Genomic DNA, 23,141 nt, shown 5'->3' with positions numbered 1-23,141 from the left:
AGAGATGAAGGGTCTGTATAATAGAGGGAATTAGAAATCGATTTCCGAATGATTAAGTGGGCGAGGCGACATATGGACAAACCAATAACGATTCACGACATCGCCAGAATGGCGAATGTATCCTCCGCGACCGTATCGCGGGTGCTCAGCAACAGCAGCTACCCGGTAAGTACGGTCTTGCGGGACAAAATAACACGTATTGCTAAGGAAGCGAACTACATTCCGAATTTGCTGGGCAAGCAGTTGAAGACGCGGACGAATCGGACGATTGGGGTCATCGTTCCGACGATCACGAACCAGTTCTATTCGTCGATCATCTTGGGTGTGGAGGAAATCGCCCGGAAGAACGACTACCAGGTATTGCTATGCAATTCATTCCAGGACCCCGTGTTGGAGCAAAAGTACATTCAAGCTGTATTCGAGAAGCAGGTGCGCGGGCTTGTGATTTCGTCGATTTCCGGAGACAAGAAGCAATTGAATCCGTTCATTGAGCGAGGCATGAATGTGGTGGCGATCGACCAGAGGATGGAAGGCGCCGACTTGGGGCAAGTCGACTTCGACTATCGGAAGGGCGGGAGCATGGCTACCCGGCATCTGCTCGATCGCGGGCATATGCGGATTGCGTATGTGACCGCACCGCTTGACCGACCAAGCCGCAACAGCATTCACGATGGCTATCTGGAAGCGATGCGGAACGCGGGCCTTACGCCATGCGTCTTCGAGGCCGGTAAGGAGGCCAGCTACTCGGGCACATACGAATTTGAGAACGGCAAGGCGTTGACACGCCAGGTGCTGGAGTCGGCTGAGCGGCCGACGGCGATCTTCGCCTGCAACGACTTAACCGCCTTCGGTGTCATACATGAGCTCACAGACCGGGGGGTTCGGGTGCCGGATGACATTTCTGTGATGGGCTTCGACGGCATCGACTTCGGGCAGATGGTCACGCCCCCGCTCACGACGGTGTTCCAGCCTACGTATGAGATGGGGCGGCTCGCCTGCGGCATGCTGTTGGACAAGCTGGATGGTGTCGTCCAGCCGGGGACGGACATCGTCCTGCAGCCGAAGCTGCTGGAGCGCAGCTCGGTCGCGGACTTGCGCAAGCGAACGTAGCAATCAAATGGTGGGACAGTAGTCCTTGTGACCGAGCAGGGTGTGGAGGTAAGAGTGGTTCCGAGAAATCATGACAACAGGCTGCTGGCATCATCGGCAGCCTGTTCTACAAATGGGCAGGATAGTTAAATAAAGCTCTGAATAACCAAATATTAGTATATTCTTTGAATTGGTCAGGAGGGGTAGAGTTATGCATAGGCGTGAAAAGTTAAAAAGCGTATCATTAGGCACCCGAATAATCGCCTTTTTATGGGATTATGTTATCATTTCGGGCTACATCATCCTGCTGATCGGCGTATCATTTCTTATACGACCTTTGTTGATTCCACTGTTTACGACAAATCCATTGTTGGCCGAGACCACTGGGTTTCTATTCATTACTCTACCTGTATATCTTTATTTTGCCGTATGTGAGGGATCGAAGTCTCATGCTACATGGGGGAAACGAAAAATGAGGGTTGTGGTGACTGGAGTTCACGGTCAATCAATCGGACTCCGAACCTCACTATTTCGCTCTGCCCTTAAATTCCTTCCTTGGGAACTAGCCCATTTCACCATTTGGCACATGGTCATTCCTGCTGAGTACCCCGAATCATTAATTTATTCATTATTAGCGACGGTTTACGGTCTGGTACTCATTTACTTGATAAGTCCTTTATGGAGCAAAAATAAACAAACTGTATATGACATTATTTCGGGCACCGTTGTAAGATACAAAAATTAAGAATTCATCGATCTCATGCTCGTTGAAACATTTACAGACAGCCCTTCAGTCTTAGACTGAAGGGCTTAACAATTAGCGAATACGAGGAAAGGTAATCCAGCCCAAAATATTTATTCTCGATTTCTTCCCCTTTTCTCGAACTTGATACATAAAATCTCCAAGAAACTTTTCCCATTTTAAACCGACCTCTTTTTTGGCAGCGTCGTTCTCAATTACAGTTTTAACGCTTTGGTTTAATGCGGCTTCCAGATGAGATAAAGCTTCTTGTAAATGAAAATCTATATTGGGGTCCGTCATTACGGCGTACTCCTTACTTATCATGGTCATTGCCCTTCAACTTGGAGGGATGCAATTTCTTTATCAAGCTGCTGCTTCATCCTTTCAAACTGAGCTTCCGCTACAATATCTTCCACTTCTTCCCGGGCCATCTGAACAATGGACCTGGCACGCTGGAACAAGCTGGAACCGCCCTGCATACCGTTAGCGACAATAGGCCGAAAGGTTTCCTTGGCTATGGGAAGTAGAGCGGAGGCCGCTACGGTAAGCGCGGTACCGATTATGATTTTGTCGAGGTTCTTTTGAATCATGTTCTCACCTTCTCGAGTTGATTTTTGACAATGTTAACTTACGATGCTGCGGCTTTTAAACTGCCAAAGGGGCATAGCCGTCGATGGGCTGGATTGTATGGTTGTCTTGTTTTCTTGTAATGAGGGATAGAATCGGTTTGGACAAAATCGAGATAGACCCGGCCACCCCAATGATTGGAATCCAATGCTGGATCGAGAGGGGGGCGGTATGGAAGAAACCAGCCAAAGGCGGAATATACAAGACTGCAAGCAATGCCATCCAGGAGATGCCTAATGCACCAAGCAAAAAGCGATCCTTCGTCCAGTCACGAACCGTTTCGTTCGAGCCCTCTTGACGCCATGAGAAGGTTTGGAACAATTGACCGGATATTAACGTTGCAAATGCAACACTTTGCGCAACCGGAATGGATGCACCGGCTGCAAGACTGGCAGCAAATAAGCCAAGTGACCCTATTCCCAAGAGCACCCCTTTGGTGATCACTTTTTGATACAGTTCCTTATCAACGATATCCATCCTCTTCGTCTGTTTGGTTTTATTTCCGGGGTTTATAGCCAAAACCATCGCGGGTAAAGCATCCGTTAACAGATTCATCAGTAATATTTGAATAGGAACTAACGGAATAGGCAGTCCTACCATCACCGCAGCACTGGTAACGATAATCTCGGCTAAATTACCCGTTAATAAGCAGCCCAGCGCTTTACGGATATTGCCTATGATGGTTCGACCCTCTTTGACACCGTCAACTATCGTTCCAAAATGATCTTCAGTTAGAACCATATCCGCCGTTTCTTTCGTAACTTCTGTCCCTGTTCGCCCCATCGCTATACCAATATTGGCCTGCTTAATAGCAGGGGTATCGTTGACGCCGTCCCCGGTCATAGCGACAATGTGTCCCCGTTTTTGAAAGGCCGTTACGATACGAAGCTTATGTTCCGGTGTAACACGTGCAAATATGGATACTTGATCTACAATCTGGACCAGTTCATCATCCGATATCCGATTGAGTTCATGACCAGATAATACATTTTGGGTACCATCGTAGATTCCGAGCTGCTTCGCGATGGCAACGGCGGTTATCGGGTGATCGCCGGTGATCATCACCGGTTTCACACCTAGCGCAAGAGCTTCGCGAATGCTAATTTCAACATCGGCTTTCGGCGGATCCATCATCCCTGCCATGCCTACATAAATCAGATCGTTTTCGTCGATTCCCTCTTGCTGCGCATGCTCCTCAATTGGACGGTAGGCGAAGCCAAGAACACGCAGCGCATCCGCCGAGAATTGTTCATTCTGCAGCAAAACTTGCTGTTTTTGTTCTTCTGAAAAAGGCAATATTCGCCCGTTTTTTTGATATCGGCTGCAATGACGGAGAATGGTTTCTACAGCCCCTTTTGAGAACACATAACATTCCTGTTCCGTTTGCGTGTCTTTACACACGACGCTCATTTTTGCAGTGCCCGAGTCAAACGGTATTTCAAATCCACGATGCCAATGGGACATGTCCTTCTCCCACAACCCGTTTTTCGCTGCTAACGTTAAAAGCGCGCCTTCGGTTGGATCCCCCTTGGTCACCCAATGCCCATCCTCCTGTTCAAGTTTACTATTGTTGCACAGAACACAGATTTGCAGGAGGCGCAACAGATCAGGATTACTCCCATTGGTGTGCTGATCTTCCGTTTCCGGTGAGGTGGCGACCGCGGAAGCAGCAGCTATCTCAGGAATGAGTTCCTTGCATGTGCCTATCGGATCGTATCCATCGCCTGTGACAGCCCAAGTTCGATCTACCGTTGAAAGGGCCCTTACCGTCATTTCGTTTTTGGTTAAAGTACCTGTCTTGTCTGTACAGATCACTGTTGTTCTGCCTAATGTCTCCAGGGAGGAAAGTTTCCGTATCAGCGCGTTCTTCTTCGCCATGCGATAAATTCCTGCGCTTAAAGCTATGGTAATAGTAACAGGAAGTCCTTCCGGAATGGCTGAAGCCGCCAGTGTTACAGAAGTCGAAATCATTTGCGTAATCGGTATGCCACGCAGCATTCCGGTAATGAATACCAGACCTCCTGCCACAAGAGCACCTTTCACAAACTTTTTGCTGATAGAGGTTACCTTTTCCTGTAAGGGGGTTACTTCTTTCTCCTGATTTTTGAGAAGGGACATCAAATGGCCCATTTCAGTACTCATTCCTGTATGCACAACTATACCTGTGCCTTTGCCCCCGCATACATCTGTCCCCATGAATAGCATGTTTCTCCGATCGGATAGCGGACAATCATCTGCCAGAGCGGATTCATTCTTTTCTACGGGAAGAGATTCACCAGTTAGCGCGGCCTCGTTGACCCGCAAGTTCCAGGAACGGATCAATCGGATATCGGCTGGAACACGATCTCCAGCTTCTAAGCAAACAACATCTCCAGGTACTAATTCCGCAGCGGACATTTCCGTTTGTTGTCCGTCCCGAATAGTCTTGCAAACCGGAGATTGAAATTGGTTCAGCGTCTCGACAACCTTCTCGGCTTTTCGTTCCTGAATCGTCCCGATGGCAGCATTAGCGAGCAGGATCGCTCCCATGGCCATTCCATCGAATCTACCACCCGTGAATAAGGCAAGAACGGATGTACCCAGCAGGATCAATGTAGTAAATTCTTTAAATTGACCCAAATAGGATAGGAGCCAAGGGGTCGGTTTTTTACTATCAAGCCGATTGGAGCCATATCGGTTTCTGTGGGCTGCAATCTGGTCGGCTGTTAAGCCAACCTGCTGCTGGACATGGAACTGCTTTTCAATTTGTTCGCCCGATAGAGCGTGCCACATGGGGGCTTCCGTTGCGGCCGCGATTTCGGCTGTAACCATGTTCACAGGCATAGATGGAAATGACTCACTTATTTTTTTGGATCTGGTCATGAATACAAGGGATAATGCATCCGCGGCCAAATTGACAACTGGTGCGCTTATCATGCCCAATGTTGCTAATGTACTACCCACAAAGCTCCATTTCTTGGTGATTTCAAAATGCTGGTTTACCGTTTGATCGATTCTCTCTGCGAACAAAGCGCTTTCCTGAATATGATTCAGCTCATAGACGGAAATCGAGGGTACCCCGGCTTCTTTGAACAAATAATTCACAGGATTTTGTTCTTGACCGGAGACGAATAATACTTCTTCCCCTTGCTGCTGCATGACGGCAATCTTTTCAAGCCATTCCCCTTGCTCTAATGACATCCAGCTTAAATCCATGTGATGTTGAGCTAGCAAGGTATCGCTTAGTTCTAAACTATTATGTAATAACTGAATATGCCACCCTTTGTCCATTAATGCTGCTGCGGTAAGGCCGTATTCATTTATAGCAGCTTCCGTATGTCGGATGATCATACCCAAGCATTCACTGTTTTTATTTTCTTGTTTTCCTGCAAAAAGAACGCTGTAGCCCTTTCTCATCAATCGCTTAGCTTTCAGTTCATAGGAAGAGCAATCAATGCCGTGTTCCTGCAAATATTTGCAGCTGCCGAGCAAAATCCGTTTATCGTTTATTTTTCCTTGAATACCTTGTTCTTCTTCTTCCACATGAAATGCGGTACGAATGGTACGGCAAGTTTGTTTCGCCTTATTCCATACATCTTCCCTCCAAGGATGGCTGCTCTTTCCCATCAATGAGGCGGCATAACAGACGATTTTATCGGTATCTTCTTCATCATTCGTAACACATTGAATTTCTTCCACTTCCGGACGGTTAAAAAGGAGTGAAGAATCTTCAATTAGTACGGTTTTTGTACGTGCAAGCTGAGACAATGACCCTTTAGCGGGAATGACGAAATTTCGTTCATTGGAGACAAGCTCGGCTTGGTTCCATGCACATTGAGCAGGCAGGATCATCGGCCGCGGATTTGCAGCTAATAAAACAGCGATTGCGCGAAGCGGATTTCGGGTTGCGGCCCAAGTCACTCCGGCTGCAATCAGCCCCCATTTGCCAGCTTTATCGCTGTATTTTTGTATTTCCGGTGATAAACAATTTCCTTGATATCCATTTAATGCAGAGTGACTTCGTTTCCAGTTAACGTATTGTAATAAGCTAAGTCCAGCCAGCACCACCAGATTTTCACGCAGCAGCGCGAGAGCTAGTGCGCTTGTTCCCAATATGAGATCTGAATTGATTTGTTTCTTTTCCGAATAGGCTTGAATTCCTCGCTTAAGGAAGGGGTAACCCGTTGCTACAGAAACAAGAGCTGACAAGTAAAAGGGAGCCGGACTCCCAGCAAATGCTGAACGTCCCATCAATAGCTGTTTGACTCCTAAAACGGCTAATCCACCCATAGATAGAGCCAGCGAAAGCGGAATCTTTTCCGCAGGTTCTTTCGTAGTTTGGTCGTGCATCTTAGGGAGAACTCTAAGGTCATCAGGAAGTTCGGTGTCAACAACCGATGCAGCCGCAACTTCCTGCTTCCCTTCTTCAATAACAGACACAACCTGGTCACAGTCAGATGCTTCAGATGCATTCAGATTACAGCTTGAAGCGGCCTCGTCGCCTTGTCTTTCAATGCCCCGAATCAACCTGAATATATCTTGAAGGGAAACCTGGTTTTCGTCGTAAAGAAGCAGCAGTCTGCCTGTAGACGTACAAGGTTCTGCTTTGGAAATCCCTTTATGGGCGGAGAAGGTTGTGGTTAGAAGATCAGCAGTACGGTTATTTCCCTGTAGGCCGCAGATTTCGATGCGCATTCTTCCAGGCAAGACGCGAAGAAACCTGTCTTTGCTATGTATTGAAGACATTGCTTACTCTCCCTTATCCCATGTTGAACCAAAATTTGTTTGGTTAGTATACACACTCGGGATCCATTTATACATGTATCGTTTGGCTCTAATTTACGGAAAAAAGTATTAAAAATGCAATTTATGGAACTATTAAAGTAATCGTTTAAAAGGAGGGTTGTTCATGATTAAATCACGATTAGGCCTTATGCTGGCTGCAGCTGCTGTTGTATTCGCCCTATCTCCAGAAGCCAGAAAAGCTGCACGCAAGCTTGCGGTTAAAGGAGCGGGAGTACTGCTCGGGATTACGGATCAGATCAAAGATGTGACCGCAGGGCTGCAATCCGAAAGTAAAGGCAACGAGAAGGAAATAGAAAATCCGGTTCTATGATCATCAYAGCCTTAAGGGTTTGTAGGTGAAGGTGGGAAATGTATGCAATACCCTTAAGGATGATTTTTAGGAACAATGGGACACAATTGTTACTGTGAAACAAATCAAAAAATTATAGGAGTGATCATCATGCTGCAAGGTGGATCTTTATGGGCAGGGCTTATTTCTGGAGGTATTTCTCAAATCCAAGATACAAGGAGCTTGACCCAGGGACAAATGGACAAAAAAGAGTTTGCGGTCAAAACTTCGGGGAATGTGACGGGGGCTTTCGGCGTGATGGCTGGTATTGAATATGGGGCTATTCTGGGATCCAGTGTTTTACCGGGAGCAGGGACCGTCATAGGGGCGGCAGTAGGGGGCCTATTAGGAAATAGACTGGGCCAAACAATCGGAGTGCAAGCTGGGAATGCCATTGTTAACAATTCTTTGGTAAATCAAGTAACGCAGAAGGTAATGCCAACTTCATCGGATGTATCGACGACGTAAAGGAAGTTGAATCATGCCAAATAACGAAAATGAGAAGATCCCTAGTTTTATTACATTTCGATGCAGTACGACATGGCAGCTTTTCAGAAAATTCGGGGCCCTCTTGTTTAGAAAAAATAATATGTAGGGCGGAGGTGCCCCGTGGAAAACACGGCACAAATTAGTAGTACGGATAGGAGATATATCAACCGCGAGATAAGCTGGCTTCAATTCAACTGGCGTGTTCTTCAAGAAGCTCAAGATCCTAACACTCCATTGTTGGAACGGATTAAATTTATTTCTATTGTTTCAACCAATCTGGATGAGTTTATAAGCGTTAGGGCAGCAGGAGTCATGGATAAAATCAGAACGGGAAATCATGCAGTGGATTTCACGGGCTTCGCTCCACAACAATTATTGCAGAATATAACAGAAATGACACAGCAATTGGTGACGGAACAATACGAAACGCATGAACGCATTTGCCAACTGCTGAAGCAAGAAGGCATTGTTTTTACAACTTTTAGCGAGTTGAATGCCCTTCAGAAAAAGGAATTGGAAGCTTATTTTTTTCAATGCGTCTTTCCGGTTTTGACTCCTCTGGCTATCGACAGGAGCCGTCCATTTCCCTTGATTCGTACGAAAAGTGTATATTTGGCTGTTGTTTTGAAGCAATCAGAAGATGGATCGGATCAGGAAAATCATATAGCCTTGGTTGAAATTCCGGCCAATTTATCCCGGTTTATTGAAGTTTCCTCATCCTTGGAAGGAAAAGAGAGGCACTTTATTCTGCTCGAAGATTTGATTAAAGAACATATCCATACCCTGTTTACGATGTATTTGCCTGTTGCTTTCCATACTTTCCGTTTGACCCGCAATGCCGATCTGGCTTTGGATGAGGAAGGCGCTGAAGATCTTCTCGACGAAATGGTAAAGGTATTGCGAACGAGAAAGTGGGGGACACCCGTTCGTTTAGAGATCGAGAAGGATTTTGATCCGTTTGCACTGGAACTATTAAAAGAAGAGCTGGAAATCGACAACCAAATCATAATTGCCAGTGACGGACCTATCGATTTGAGCTACTTTATGGCTTTCTCGAACTCGATTACGGGGTACGAGCATCTCAGATATCCGCGGTTTGAACCGTTCTATCCACGAGAGTTCGCGAATACGAACGATTTTTTTTCCGTATTACGGGAGCGGGATGTTCTCGTGATTCATCCGTATGAATCGTTTGAAACCGTAAATGATTTTATTCAACAGTCAGCGGCGGATCCTTCTGTACTCGCCATTAAAATGACCTTATATCGCTCCAATGGCGAATCTCACATTATTCAGTCGCTTAGCCGTGCGGCAGAAATGGGGAAACAGGTAACCGTTGTGGTTGAATTAAAAGCCCGTTTTGATGAAGCAAGGAATATCGAATGGGCCAAGGAATTGGAGAAATCAGGATGTCATGTTGTATATGGGTTAGCAGGTTTGAAAATTCACGCCAAAATGACGTTGGTTGTACGCAGGGAAGCCGATAGTTTAAAACGTTATGTCCATGTGGCAACAGGTAATTACAATGAAGTAAGCGCACGAATATTTACAGACATAGGACTATTCACATCTGACCCGAAAATCGGGGAGGATGTTTCTAATTTATTTAACGAAATTACAGGCTTTTCCGTCCCGAAACATTGGCATTCCCTCAGTGTGGCTCCGAAACATTTGAAACAGCAGTTATTTAGCTTAATTCAGCGTGAGTCAGAGCATGCTTCAATAGGTAAACCGGCAAGAATTATTGCCAAAATGAATGCTTTATCTAATCAAGAAGTTGCGGATCAGCTCTATGCAGCTTCCCAAGCGGGTGTACGTATTGATCTAATCGTCCGCGGCATATGCTGCTTACGTCCGGGAATTCCGGGTTTAAGTGAGAATATTACCGTTCGCAGCATTGTAGATCGGTTTTTGGAACATTCCCGGACTTTTTATTTTGAAAATGATGGTATGCCTCAAATCTGGATATCCAGTGCGGACCTAATGACAAGAAATTTGGATCGGCGGATTGAGCTAATGTGCCCCATATTAAATGAAGGGCATAAGTCCATCCTGATCCAATATTTAACGTTGCTGCTTGAGGATAATGTGAAAGCTCGACAATTGCTTCCGAACGGCCAATATATACGGGTCAAAAATGATCARATTTCGTGTCGCAGTCAGTTTGAGGCGAGTAATATAATTAGGCAGAAATCTCATTTATCGGATAATCGGATGATGGACAGTCTGGACGTTGAAATCCCTTTTGAACCTTACATAGAGCCTGATAATAACGAGTCCGTTATTTTTCACTGAAACTTTTCGGCCGCCAGGAAGGAGAAAGGAGAATACAGATATCCATGCCACAGATGGTTGAAATATTCATTAGAACTTTTGTAGCTTTTGTATGGCTTTGGGTCTTCACGCAACTGATAGGAAAACAAATCATTGCACATAGCAACTACCACTTGTTTGTTCTCTCGATCGTAATCGGTACGATTGCAGGAAACATGGCATTTAACATTAGTATCAAATTTTTGTATTTCCTCCTGTCCTTATTCGTTATGAGTGGTATCGGTTACATACTCACGTTGGTTTCGCTTAGTAATAAGCAAGCAAGAAGATGGATTTCAGGTGAGCCCACAATTATCATCAAGGATGGAAACCTGCTGGAACAAAATATGAAGAAATGCAAATATACACAGGATTCTTTACAACAAGGACTTAGAGGCAAAGATATTTTTGATCTGAAAGAAGTGGAAGTGGCCATCCTTGAAACCAAWGGGTCTCTTTCCGTGTTGAAAAAGCAGGACTACCGGAATGTAACGAATAAAGATTTATTTTCAACGAATGAGTTCGACCGAGGATTCCCTGGAGGTTTGAAGTAAAATCCCATCGTCGGACATGAGTACGCGCGAGATCGGATCCGTCACTTCCAGCAACAGGCGGCCTGAACCGTCCAGCAGTACGACGCCGTAGTCATCGTTTTCGCCAAACCGGCAGACGAGCCGATTGTTCAACACTTGGACGCCGGCGACTGGCGTTTTCCATACGAGCGGGTCTTCCCCGTTCGGATCGGCCTTGTACAGCTCGAATCGGTTCGCTTCCTTTTTGGTTGTGTAAAATACGTCGCCGTCGATGCTGTCAAACCATGACATCGCATGGTCGGATAGTTTCATTTCGCCCGTCCCGTCTAGCGCCGACGAATATAGCGCGTTGTCCTCGTCTTTCACATAGTATARCTTGTTATTGATAATCTTGAACCAGCTGACGCTCGAGCCCACGATCTTCTCAGTCTTATTCGTTTTCAAGTTGATTTTGTAAATGGAATTCTGATCGGATAGGGGAGGTTTGCACAACACGTAGACATCATCTTCGACGACAGTGGTGGCGGTAGTTTTTACGTAGTACGGTGTGAAGCCGTCCCCGCGCACAACATGAAAGGCGAATATCATCAGATCCGGGTCGCCTACAATCTTGGCGTTCGTCTTTTCCTGACCCGGTGGCAACAAAGACAATCTGACGCCACCGGCGCCAAGATCGACGATTAATGTTCCGTACGGTGTTTCACGGAAATCCATATAAGGATGTCCTAGATGTAACACCTCTGTTTTCCTGTCTTCACCGATTTTCACGAAAGAATCGCTGCCTGTTAATCCTCCACCGAGGTGATAGGTAAACCAAAGCGTATGATCACGGCTTTGAAAAGTTACCTTCTTTTGATTCCAAACTGAGTAGTTATGAAAGGTATAAGAATAAATCTCCTCCTTGTCGGATGGCTGCTGCATGGGAGCTCGATATATATGGTTCGTCATATCCGTCGTCTCGACAAAATAGTAATACCCCTTGAAAAGTGCAACATCGTTCTCACCGGAATATGCAGGAAGTTGGACCGTTTGCAGCTGCGGATTATGGGACGTAATGCTAAGGCCGCCGGTATCGCTCCACTGGTAATCCCATCCGAATTCGTCGTGCGCGAAGCGCCAGGTCAGCGGGAAATACGTGATATCCCGGAAGCTTAACAACGGAAATTGTTCTTTGGCGTTGTCGATCACCTTGCCGTTAATCGTGACGGTCGATGCAGGAATTTCCGCCGAGTAGGCGGGCGCATTTCGACGTTCGGACTTGTTTGGCACATAGGAGGAAGTTACCGAGCTTTGCCTAATATTCAAGCCATCGTCCGGCGACCAATTCGCCTCCAAACCGAGCAGTCTGCTATCGTACCACGTCATCGGAACATAGGTGATATCGTGATAAACCAGCAGCGGGTATTCGCGGTACTGATTTTCCACCGTATGACCGTTCAGGTTCACCGCAAAATCCGGCAACGTAACCCTCACGCTCGTCTCTGCGGCTCGACTGTGTCCCGCAGGCGTCAACAAGCTCAAGCATAACGAAAAAACGACCGTATATCCGACCCATTTTTTTCTCATAATGGCGTCATCTCCTCTCCTTGATTTAAACGTGGGACCATGGCAAAAGTTGCTGTGACGATGTCGTTCGGCATGAGCTACCCAGTCGTGTGGGAAGCATGGAAGTAAAATAGAGAGCAATATAAGTCAAATACGAAAGTAATAATTTACAATTACAATCAAATAAATAGAAACGATGTGTGATACAGTATATTCAAATATCGGTTGTCGAAAATTGCCATGCCGCTGCTTGTTACATGGGTAGGCAATTTTGTTTGATATTTAAAACGCATGAAATGGAGTGATCGTCCATGAAGCATTCCCATCACCACTTTCCATTTGTCATGTACGACTATAAAAGTAGCATACCTTGCGTTACTCCCCACGATTGCACCCAGTATCATTTTTACTATATTCATAGCGGCCGATGCGACTACAGGCAGGGTGACAAGACAGTACGCTGGAATGCGGGCGACATTATTATAACGAACGGCATTACTCCGTATAGTCCGAAAGCGGAACCGGATTGGAATTGCGTACAGACCCGTTTTTCGTTCGATCCGCAGCTTGCTCACGTTTTCGACCCTTACTTCTGCACAGATTCCCCCCTCAAGCCGTTCATCGAATTGCGCAATTTCCAAATCGGGCTGAACGAGGAGCAGATTGCAGATTGCGACAATATTTTGCTGCGGATCAATCGGTTTTACGAGGAAGAAGAGAAGGCATATTATAATCGTTTCCTGATGGCTTTTTATGATTTGCTTTTGTTCATCAGTAATTTGTGCAAAGAGGAGATGGACAACAATCAGAAGGTGTCGGCGGAAAAAGAGCGAAACGTACAGAAAATTATCGCATTTATTGAAAACTATTATATGGAGGACGTCACGCTGGAGCAGATGGAAGCCGAGCTGCATATGAGCAAATATTATTTGACTAGAATATTCCGCGAAATGACGGGTATGACGATATTCGATTATTTGCGCCACCGGAGGATCAAGCAGGCGAAGCTGTTGTTTTATTATCGGAAAGACAGCTCGGTGACGGATGTTTGCTACCAGGTCGGCTACAACAACTTGGCTCATTTCAGCCGGGTGTTCAAAAAGCAGGTCGGCATATCCCCGGATCAATACCGCAGGGAGCAAAGCTCCACCTCTTGATTTGAGGAACATGATGACGATGGTTATGAGGAATGGATTTACGCAATATCAGTCAATACTCTGAAGAAAATGCTGCAATATAGATCATATCGGGAAAACGATGGTGTGGTACGCTAATGATGTGGTTCAGTATACAGAATTCAATTCCGTCAGTTGAAAGGAAGGGGGATCGTCCAAGCATACTTATAATGAGCGATAATGGATATTAAGATGCCATAAGAATGTAAGCGCATTCGATTCAGGGGCGTCAATCCTCACAACAGACAGGAGCAAGAGCATTGACATTAAAAATAGGAATTGCTGGTGCAAGAGGATTAAGCACGATGCTCGGGTTTAGCTCGATTCCCGGGGTCGAGGTCGTCGCTTTATGCGAGCTGCATGAAGGATTATTGATGGAACGAGCAGCGCAGCTGAGAATTCCGAATACGTACCGAGTCTATGAAGATATGCTCGAATCGGATATTGACGCCGTCTGTATCTCGACGCCCATGCAGCTGCATGTTCAACAAACGATCCAGGCGCTGGAGGCTGGAAAGCACGTGCTGTGCGAAGTGACTGCCGGGGTAACAATGGATGAGCTGTGGTGGCTGAAGGAAGCCGTAGAGAAGCATGGCAAGGTGTACATGATGGCGGAAAATTATTGTTATATCCCACAAAACCAATTGATCGGCAACATGATTAAACAAGGCATGTTTGGCGATATTTATTATGCCGAAGGGGAATATTTGCACAATCTTCGTCATCTTGCCAACGGGTATAACCGTCGGATGCCGAACGATCCGAATTCAAACCGGAGCTCGTGGCGCAGCTATTGGCAGTACGGCAAGCGGGGGAACTTTTATCCGACGCACAGCCTCGGCCCGATTATGCAGTGGTTTCGCGGCGACCGGATCAAAAGCGTTGCATGTTTCGGCACAGGCTGGCATACGGCGCCGCAGTTCCGGCAGGAAGACACCTCCATTACGATGTGTCAGTTGGAGAGCGGCAAGCTTATCCGTTTGCGTCTCGACTGCATATCGAACCGGCCGGGCACCAGCAGCTACTATACTCTACAGGGAACGAAAGGTTGTTACGAGGCGCCGCGGGGATTGGGAGATCAGCATAAAATATATTTTCATACGGAAGAGGAACATATGGACAACGCCGCATGGAGTCCGCTGACCGATTATAACGACTGGATGCCGGAACGGTACCGTAACGCCACCGAGGAGCAGAAAAGAGCGGGTCATTGGGGCGCAGACTATTTCATCGTTCATGATTTCATCGAGGCGATCCGAAATAAGATCCCGTCCGCTATCGATGTATACGATGCCTGCGAATGGACGGCGGTCGGTCTGCTGTCCGAGCTGTCCGTCATGAACGGAGGCCGGATCATGGAGATGCCGGATTTCCGCAACGCTTCTTCGCGAAACGACCAAGTAATTAAGCTTTAATTGAGATGAAAGGGGAGCTTTCAATGATCCGAAAACGGGCGATCGCAATCGTAAGCATGATTCTTGTATTGGCGCTTAGCGCATGTAGTAGCGGGAACAGCACAGGGGGGAAACCAAACGGACAGGGAGACGGAGTTGCGCCCGAGAAGAATGATTTCGCCACCAAAATTGCGTCAGCGACCTCCAAGCCGGTCGTTATCAACGTGTTCGAGAACTCGGCGACCTATACCCAGGAGATGTTCATGGAGCTGTATGGCAACAAAATCCAGAAAAAGTACCCTAACATGTCCTTCAAGCTGTATTCCGCCAATAAGAACAACGGGGGTGGATCTATATCTGAACTGATCGCGCAAGGTGTCTCGATCGATCTGGTCAAAGTAAGCGGCGCGAGCTTTTATTCACTAATGGCCGACAACGAGCTGCAGAACGACGTTTCCGATTTGATCAAAATATACGGATACGATATGAACAAATTATACCCTGCCGTTCAGGAGCAAATGAGGATGTTTGGCAAAAACGGGGAAATATACGGTATTCCGAATGCGACCGTATCTACAGCGCTGTTTTACAACAAAGACATTTTCGATAAATTCGGAGTCGCTTATCCGAAAGACGGCATGATGTGGGATGAAGTTTATGAATTAGCCAGCAAACTGACAAGACAAGACGGCGGCGTCCAATATATGGGCTTTCAGGAGGGGTACGGCCATCTGTTCCCGGTCAACCAATTGTCCCAAGGCTTTATCGATACGAAGACGAATAAGGCGACGCTCAACAACGACAATTGGAAAAAAATCATCGATAACTTTGCGCGGTTCCATCTTATTAACGGAAATGCGTTCGTCCCGAGTTACGTCGATCCTTTCTGGAAGGACGGTACCGTAGCCATGGTTGCCGCGCAAAGCGCCGGTTCCTGGGATTTTGCCAATACGACGACGATCAATTGGGATCTCGTCGAGCTTCCGAGGTTCAAGGAAGCTCCGAAGGCGGGTCCCGGCCTGCAGCTCCCGTTCTATGCCATCGCCAGCACGAGTAAAAACCGTGACCAGGCGTTCCTCGCAGCCGCCTACATCGGTTCTGAGGAATTCCAGAAGGATTTCGCGAAGCTGGGGTACGTACCTCCGATCAAAATTGACAATTTGATGGGTGTGCTCGGCAAAGACATGCCGAAGCTGGCAGGTAAAAATTTGAAAGCAGCCGTACCGCTCGAATCCGCCGCATCCCCTTATCCGTTCAACTCTTATTTCAGTCAAGTGCCGGGATTCTTGTATTCGGCGTATACGTCCGTCGTTACAGGGCAAAAAGATATAAATACTGCCTTGAGAGAAGCCGACGAGGCGGCCAACAAAAAAATTCAGGAAGTAATAGCAACAAAAAAATAAGTTCAATAAATCAGCGGCAGCCTCGGACTTTATTTTTTCGTCCATGGCTGCCGCTGTTTTGTTTTTTTGGGGACTAGTCTTCAGCCGCGAGCGGCAACGTAATCTCCAGTCTACATCCGGCTGTCGGAGCTGTATCGCTATTCGTGCTATCCTCAGCCCCTTGATTCGCGTCCCCGACACCTACTCTAACACTCCCTCCCAGCAAGTGGACGCGTTCCATCATCGTAGTCAGCCCGAAGCCAGGCTTGGCTAGTCCGAACGGTTCTCCGTCATTGTCCAGGATAAACCGCAGTCGTGATCCGGCCCGGTACAAGCGGAACGTGAACTGGCTGCTATGCCCATGGCGAATGCCATTCGTCAGCCCTTCCTGCAGCGCATGATAGATCACACGTTGCGTTAGCGAGCCCATAGGTTGGAGCGGTTCAATGAAAGCTTCAATCGCAACCCCCATCGTCTGCTCCGTGTCCCGGATCAGCTCCCCTAGCGAAGCATGCAAGTCGAACGGCTCGCCCTCGTCCTTCAACAGCCGCACCGAGCGGCGAATGTCGTCGAGCCCTTTGCGCACCAAGCCGTTGATGACATCGAACTTCTCTGYCGCCTTCGCCAAGTCACGTCCTGCCAGTTTCTTCGAAGCTTCCAGCTGCACGATAGCAGCGGTCAACGTATGGCCGACTACATCGTGGATTTCATGTGCAATCCGGTTGCGCTCCTCCAATACCGACACTTCCGCCAACGTCTCCGCCTTCTCCCGAAGAGAAGCTTCAAGGGAACGGTTGGCTTCCTCCAACTCGCGCGTTCGAATGTCCACCAAGTTTTCGAGTGAGCGATGAAATCGTTCCAGCTCTTCGTTCTTAACAGCCAGTTCCGCTGTATGGCGTTCCACTTGCCGGTATACCTGCATAAATCGATGGAACAGCACCATAGCGAGACACAGCATGAACAACAATAGACCGCCAGGTAGTTCATGGAAGATGACGTGCGGCATAATTGGTGACAAAGAATTGATCGCATTCAGCAGAGTCGGAGAATAATTAAGCGTCAAGTAGATGAGTCCCGTCAACAGCAGTACGATATATCCGCGCATAAGCCATATCGTTTCCCGGTCGCGATGCTCGCGAAATGTCCGGAACAGCGAGACGCTCACGACGACCAGAATGGGGACGCAGCAAAAGGGCAGCCAGTCGACCATAAGTCTCCAGTACAGCAAGCCGCTCCACCATGCGACGACTGCGGTGACCAGCGTGTAGGCGAGCAGGATGCTCTTCATGACACGATAAATCCAGGATCGGCTTAACCGCAAGGCCTCGCCATAAAACCCGATAAAAGCATATATGCCCAAAGAGAGCAGCAAATCTTTCCAATAATAATAGCCATTCATTTCGAATAGCCACTGCAGAAGCACCATCTTGCCGGCAATGCCGACTCCAGCTGACAAAGCGAGCAGCGAGAACCAGATATAGATGCGTTCCTTCCGTCTCCTCAGGAACAAGACAGCCGAGAGCAGCCCTGCACTTGTGAATAAGGGGGCATACACGAAGAACGGCCATTCGGTTACCAAGGCGTTCAACAACATCTGATAGCGGGTGCCAATTCCGTTCCAGCCATTCGGCATATAAGCGCGATTCCAGAACAACCGTATCGTCACTTGCTTGCCTGCATCATCGGGTTGCAAGCGAACGGGATACAGGGGCGTAAGAATTTGTATGCGTTCACGGGTGTTTTCCATATTGAACCTGTAGGCCGGACGACTGTTGATGAACACCTCGAATTGCTTGAACCCGAACAGAAATAGGTAAGGATCTCTGGCAGAAAGGGTGGGAAGTGTACGGCGAATCCACAGCACACCCTTGTATGTATGCATTTGCTTCTGAATATCGATGCCGAATGGTTCCCAGTCTGTAATCGAAGCTGGATCGGTAGTATCCCCCCAATGGACGAGCCACCCGTTCGGATAAAAGAATATCGTATCGGAGTCCTCATTCCGCAAAGGTCCTACTGCTGAGAAAGCGGTTGACTGAAACAGGGAAGTACCAATGATGGCTAACAACAGCATAAGTAGGAGCGGGAGAGGCGTGCTAAGTCGCATCCTTATGGATCAGCTCCTTCAATAGAGCAACAGCCTTTGACCTATCGTTCGTGCCGATTTTATTGTAGACGACACTGATGTAGTTGCGGACGGTTCCTTCACTCATGAACAAGGTGCTAGCAATCTGCTTGTTGTTTTGTCCATCCAGCATGAGCAGAATAATTTTACGCTCCCGTTCTGTAAAAGTAAGTCCTTGCTGCTTCAGCTCCATCTCGTCGAAGGCATCGCTTCCGACCTGTGATAAGGAAGCCAGTCGCATGGCCAGCTTAGCAGCAATAGTAGCAGGCAGCATCACATCCCCCTCCATAGCTTCCCGGACCACTTGCACAATGCGCTCGCCTGCCATGTCCTTCAACAGGAAGCCGTTGGCACCGCCAGACATGGCATCGACTATGAATTTGTCTTCGGCGAACGTGGTGAGCATTAATACAATCGTATCCGGATAATCGCGCTTGATGCGTTTCATGCCTTCGATTCCGTCGAGGACGGGCATTTTAATATCCATCAGAACAATGTCAGGTCTCAGCTCTGCGGTAGTTTCGTATGCTTCCAACCCATTACTGACTACTTTCACGACCTCCATATCGTCCTCCAGATTCAGGATCGTTTGGAGACCATCTCTCAGCAACGTTTGGTCATCGGCTATTATTATTCGAATCATGACGGGTTTACCTCTTTGGTTTGTGATTTGGGATATCCTCCCTGAACCAAGGGTAACACATTTATTTCCACGTTGGCAGACGTTAGTCGATATCGATGACGGGAAATGACAAAACTGATGACACCCTGTCACTGGCTGCATGACAATAACTGGAAGTATGATTATCGAAGAGCACGGCATGGAAGCCGAGCCAGGATTGTGAGAGGAGAAGAAAGTAATGATACGGAGAAATAGCAATGGAACGAAGAAGGTCAGGTTCGCGGCGGCGCTAATGCTTGCAACTACGCTGCTGTGGCCTCAAGGGCTCGTCGGGTTGCCGTCGGCACGTGCCGCGGAAGCGAACTCGCTGGTGGTGTACGACGAGGCGTTGTCCTCGGATTTCGTCAATTACAGCTGGGCAGATATGGATGATGCCTCAACAGCGCCCGTACATTCGGGCAGTCGGGCGGTACGCCTCGATCCGGATGGGGGAAAGGCCCTGTATTTCTACAAAGATCGCATCATGAACGCGGATGACTATGACGTATTCCGCTTCTGGATTCATGGAGGAGAGAAGGGCGGTCAGAAGCTGAAGCTCGTGTTCTCACTTGGAGGACAGAGCGTGGCAGAACGTCAAGTGGAAAGTATAGTTCCCGGAGGTATTCCTGCAGGGAAATGGGCGGAAGTACGGGTCAACTTGAAGGAGATTGGCATCCGTGGGCTGCTCGATGGAATATGGCTGTGGGGCGATGGTGACCAAGAGATGGTCTACCTCGACGATATGGCATTTGTTCCGGCGAGCGGTACCGGGGGTGGCCCAACACCAACTCCTTCACCAACGCCAACATCTACACCAACACCAACACCAACACCGACACCAACACCGACACCTACATCACAAGTTGTAAACCTGACTTTCGGAACGGAACAGATGAACGTTCGAGCAGGAGACCAGCAGTCCGCACCTCTGACTGCGCAATTGACTGATGGGACGCTAGCTGATGTAACGGCTAAGGCGGCCTGGAGTTCGGCAGATGAGTCGATTGCCGCGGTTTCGGGAGGCTTGGTGCAGGGCATCAAGGCCGGCACAACAGTCATTCGTGCCGTGTATGAAGCACGCGAGGCGCTTCTCCCGGTTCAGGTCACAGCGAGAAATAACGGTCCTGCTGTACCAATTGAGCCGATTGACGGGCTATATATTTTCGATGACCATCTTAAGGAAGGATTCACCGACTACAGCTGGGCAACGAGGGCTCTGAACGAAGAGGGTACTGTGCATTCCGGTACGCAATCGATTCGGTTCTCGCCAAGAGGCGATGACGGCTTGTACTTCTACAGCGATCGTATATTGTCGACGAAAGAGTACGAGAAGCTGCAAATATGGGTCAACGGAGGCACAGTCGGCGGGCAACAAGCGAAGCTCGTCTTCATGTCAGGTGGTCAAGCGGTTAAGGAAATCTCGCTTGCTGACGCCGCCGGAGGGGCTATTCCGGCCGGAGCTTGGGTGAAAGCAGAGATTATGCTGCCGGATCTTAAACTGCCAGGTCAACTGTTCGATGGTTTGCTGATCGCAGGAACGAGTGGAGGGACTCAAGCAGCCCTGTATCTCGACGATGTCGCACTTATCCGCAAGTATATAGCGCCGCCTGCCGTTCTGGAAGTCCGGATGAATCGGACGCAGATGGTGCTGCTGCCTGGTGAAGAGCAGCGCTTGGATGCAGAATCATTCCTGGAGACTGCAGTAACGAACGTAGTGTCCGAGCACGCCGAATGGCTGTCTGACAAACCGGATGTTGTACGTGTGGAGAAGGGTGCTGTGAAAGCAGTATCGCCTGGGATTGCCAAGATAACAGCAACATACAAGTCGATGACCGCTGTCGCCTATGTTCAGGTTACGCAAGTTACGGCAGAAACCGTCTACGATGACGTGTTGAAGAACGGATTCCGCAATCAGAGCTGGCACGACAAGGATCTCGCCAATACCGAACAGAAGCATAGTGGATCAAATGCTGTGAAGTTCGAACCTGACGGTTGGGATGGCGTATGGTTCGCAGCTAATACGAAGCGTAATGTCTCGGATTATTATGGCGTAGATTTCTGGTTGTACGGTGGAACGACTGGCGGTCAGAAGCTCATGCTTCACGCCTATAATGGAACATCGGCACAAGGAGCCGTCGATCTGAACGAGTACGCTCCGGGTGGATCCATTCCAGCAGGACAATGGACACACTTCGTCATCAATTTTGCCGATATGGGGCTTCAGAACGAAGATTTCGACGGATTGATCTTCCAAGCTTCGACTGAAGACAATCAAGCGGCCGTCTATATCGATGACGTCAGCTTGTTGCGCAATACGCAATCCGGCCAACTGCCGGAGCCGCAGTTGCCGTCCTTGCGGGTAACCGTTGATAAGGAAGCGGATCGGCGTTCGATTAATTCGGACATTTACGGTATTAATTTCGACGATATGCACCCTACCGACTCTACACTCCCCTTCCCAGTACAACGTTGGGGTGGCAATAACACGACACGTTATAATTGGGAGCTGGATGTATCGAATCGGGCGTCCGACTGGTATTTCTTGAACGCTCCTTATGAGCAGGACCCAGCTGGTTCGATGTCCGACCGCTTCATCGATCAGACGATCAGCCGTCAAGGCAAAGTGCTGCTGACGATTCCTACAATCGGCTGGACACCGAAGTCACGGGAGACCGCCTACGGTTTCTCACAGAAAAAGTACGGCAAGCAGGAAAGCCAACCGGTCGAGATTCCGGATGCAGGTAATGGAGTACTGAAAGGCGGGCAACTGGTCACGAACAATGATCCGGAGGATACGTCCATCCGAGTCGGCACTGACTTCGCTACCCGCTGGATCGATCATATCGCTGCACGTACGGGCAATCTGGTTCACGACTATGCCTTGGACAACGAACCGGAGATCTGGTACGTCACACATCGCGACGTTCATCCGAATCCGCCGACCTATGATGAGATGTGGGGCTTTACTGAGAAATATGCTGCTGCCATTAAGGCAAAAGACAGTCAAGCACGGATCTTCGGACCGACATCTTGGGGCTGGTGCGCGTACTTCTATTCTTCCGCTGATAGTTGCTCGGAAGGTGCAGACCGTGCGGCACATGGCGGCCAGCCGTTCCTGGAATGGTACTTGCAGAAGGCTGCAGCCTACAAGCAAGCTACCGGAGTTTCCCTGATCGATTACTTAGATATTCATTACTACTCACAAGAGAATAACGTGCCGACATTCGATGAAGGACCGGCTGCTGTCAAACGCCGCTTCCAAGCGTTGAAGTCGCTCTATGATCCGAACTTCGTGGATAATTCCTGGATTCAGGAGCCGATCAAGCTCATTCCCCGGATGAAGGACATAATAGAGCGGAACATGCCGGGTACGAAGCTGGCGATTACCGAGTACAACTTCGGTAATGGCAATGGCATTAGCTCCGGTATGGCTCAGGCGGAAGCTATGGCGATCTTCGGTCGAGAAGGCGTCGATCTCGCCACTCGCTTCGGTACGCTGCCTGCGAATACGCCACTCGAGGATGCGTTCAAGCTGTACTTGAACTATGATGGTCAAGGCAGCCGCATCACTGGTGACAGTGTTCGTACGACTAGTTCCATCTCGGACGCGGTCGGTGCGTATACGATCGTCTCTCCAACGGGCAAGACGTATGTGCTCTTGTTCAACAAAGACACTGCAGAGCGGTCGGTTGAGGTGGCGGGTCAATTCAAAGCCACTAACAACGCGGAAGTATACCGATTTGATACGAACAATCGTCTCGCCTTAACGGAACATATGGCGGCGAAGGAAGAAGGCTTCACCGTGAAGCTGAAAGCTAGATCGGCTGCACTGATCGTTATCCCATAACCAAGTAAGCTGTCGAGAGAGATCTCGGCAGCTTTAATTTTGTAGTAGATGACCCTGAAACGGGTTCAATAGGCAGTTGCAAAATCCGGTGGGACGTAATACAATG

At 48.3% G+C, this 23,141-nt stretch carries 16 protein-coding genes; 10 read left to right on the top strand and 6 right to left on the bottom strand.

Translation table 11 applies throughout. The features are described 5' to 3' along the window. Window positions 1-72 precede the first annotated feature (72 nt). Both AC1DWB_RS00685 and AC1DWB_RS00680 read left to right on the top strand, forming a co-directional pair. Window positions 73-1,110, top strand: a complete 1,038-nt coding sequence (locus AC1DWB_RS00685) for a LacI family DNA-binding transcriptional regulator (protein WP_477539086.1) — start codon at window positions 73-75, stop codon at window positions 1,108-1,110. Window positions 1,111-1,300: 190 nt separating this feature from the next. Beyond that, window positions 1,301-1,834, top strand: coding sequence for an RDD family protein (locus AC1DWB_RS00680; RefSeq protein WP_477539085.1), 534 nt, complete (start codon window positions 1,301-1,303; stop codon window positions 1,832-1,834). 72 nt (window positions 1,835-1,906) lie between these two features. On the opposite strand, the gene AC1DWB_RS00675 is transcribed toward AC1DWB_RS00680, so the two are convergent. The 3 genes from AC1DWB_RS00675 to AC1DWB_RS00665 are packed head-to-tail and all read right to left on the bottom strand — an operon-like array spanning window position 1,907 to window position 7,183. Further along, a complete protein-coding gene (locus AC1DWB_RS00675) occupies window positions 1,907-2,131 on the bottom strand; it encodes a hypothetical protein (protein ID WP_477539084.1) in 225 nt (74 codons plus the stop codon). 26 nt (window positions 2,132-2,157) lie between these two features. Continuing rightward, the gene (locus tag AC1DWB_RS00670) at window positions 2,158-2,421 is read right to left on the bottom strand and encodes a DUF5132 domain-containing protein (protein WP_477539083.1); all 264 of its coding nucleotides are present in this window, start codon (window positions 2,419-2,421) and stop codon (window positions 2,158-2,160) included. 55 nt (window positions 2,422-2,476) lie between these two features. After that, a complete protein-coding gene (locus AC1DWB_RS00665) occupies window positions 2,477-7,183 on the bottom strand; it encodes a cation-translocating P-type ATPase (protein ID WP_477539082.1) in 4,707 nt (1,568 codons plus the stop codon). A 163-nt stretch (window positions 7,184-7,346) separates the two neighbouring features. On the opposite strand from AC1DWB_RS00665, the gene AC1DWB_RS00660 reads away from it, so the two are divergent. From AC1DWB_RS00660 to AC1DWB_RS00645, 4 genes are all read left to right on the top strand, one after another. Then, window positions 7,347-7,553, top strand: coding sequence for a hypothetical protein (locus AC1DWB_RS00660; RefSeq protein ID WP_477539081.1), 207 nt, complete (start codon window positions 7,347-7,349; stop codon window positions 7,551-7,553). Between the two features lie 129 nt (window positions 7,554-7,682). After that, on the top strand, window positions 7,683-8,039 hold the full coding sequence (locus tag AC1DWB_RS00655; RefSeq protein WP_477539080.1) for a glycine zipper domain-containing protein: 357 nt from the start codon (window positions 7,683-7,685) through the stop codon (window positions 8,037-8,039). A gap of 141 nt (window positions 8,040-8,180) precedes the next feature. After that, window positions 8,181-10,355, top strand: a complete 2,175-nt coding sequence (gene ppk1, locus AC1DWB_RS00650) for a polyphosphate kinase 1 (protein WP_477539079.1) — start codon at window positions 8,181-8,183, stop codon at window positions 10,353-10,355. A gap of 44 nt (window positions 10,356-10,399) precedes the next feature. Further along, entirely contained in the window at window positions 10,400-10,927 is a 528-nt protein-coding gene (locus tag AC1DWB_RS00645; RefSeq protein ID WP_477539078.1) for a DUF421 domain-containing protein, read from the top strand. Here the strand turns inward: AC1DWB_RS00645 and AC1DWB_RS00640 are convergent. Beyond that, window positions 10,883-12,472, bottom strand: a complete 1,590-nt coding sequence (locus AC1DWB_RS00640; RefSeq protein ID WP_477539077.1) for a DUF5050 domain-containing protein — start codon at window positions 12,470-12,472, stop codon at window positions 10,883-10,885. The two genes, AC1DWB_RS00645 and AC1DWB_RS00640, sit on opposite strands and share 45 nt — an antisense overlap. Window positions 12,473-12,762: 290 nt before the next feature. Between AC1DWB_RS00640 and AC1DWB_RS00635 the strand changes: the two genes are divergently transcribed. The 3 genes from AC1DWB_RS00635 (at window position 12,763) to AC1DWB_RS00625 (ending at window position 16,423) form a co-directional block, all read left to right on the top strand. Beyond that, complete coding sequence (locus AC1DWB_RS00635) at window positions 12,763-13,608, top strand: AraC family transcriptional regulator (protein WP_477539076.1); 846 nt, start codon at window positions 12,763-12,765, stop codon at window positions 13,606-13,608. A gap of 278 nt (window positions 13,609-13,886) precedes the next feature. Further along, window positions 13,887-15,041 carry a Gfo/Idh/MocA family protein gene (locus AC1DWB_RS00630; RefSeq protein ID WP_477539075.1) on the top strand — a complete coding sequence of 385 codons (1,155 nt, stop codon included), beginning with the start codon at window positions 13,887-13,889 and terminating at the stop codon, window positions 15,039-15,041. A 23-nt stretch (window positions 15,042-15,064) separates the two neighbouring features. Continuing rightward, on the top strand, window positions 15,065-16,423 hold the full coding sequence (locus AC1DWB_RS00625) for an ABC transporter substrate-binding protein (RefSeq protein ID WP_477539074.1): 1,359 nt from the start codon (window positions 15,065-15,067) through the stop codon (window positions 16,421-16,423). 73 nt (window positions 16,424-16,496) lie between these two features. Here the strand turns inward: AC1DWB_RS00625 and AC1DWB_RS00620 are convergent, their stop codons facing one another. Together AC1DWB_RS00620 and AC1DWB_RS00615 are read right to left on the bottom strand one after the other, a co-directional pair. Then, on the bottom strand, window positions 16,497-18,509 hold the full coding sequence (locus AC1DWB_RS00620; RefSeq protein ID WP_477539073.1) for a sensor histidine kinase: 2,013 nt from the start codon (window positions 18,507-18,509) through the stop codon (window positions 16,497-16,499). Beyond that, window positions 18,499-19,170: a response regulator gene (locus AC1DWB_RS00615; RefSeq protein WP_477539072.1), complete on the bottom strand. Its 672-nt coding sequence runs from the start codon at window positions 19,168-19,170 to the stop codon at window positions 18,499-18,501. Before AC1DWB_RS00615 ends, AC1DWB_RS00620 begins: the two co-directional genes overlap by 11 nt. A gap of 217 nt (window positions 19,171-19,387) precedes the next feature. On the opposite strand from AC1DWB_RS00615, the gene AC1DWB_RS00610 reads away from it, so the two are divergent. Beyond that, on the top strand, window positions 19,388-23,035 hold the full coding sequence (locus AC1DWB_RS00610; RefSeq protein WP_477539071.1) for a glycoside hydrolase family 44 protein: 3,648 nt from the start codon (window positions 19,388-19,390) through the stop codon (window positions 23,033-23,035). Window positions 23,036-23,141 lie beyond the last annotated feature (106 nt).

The organism is Paenibacillus sp. P4_E11 (genome assembly GCF_056401635.1).
This window is presented reverse-complemented; position numbering and strand designations above follow the sequence as displayed.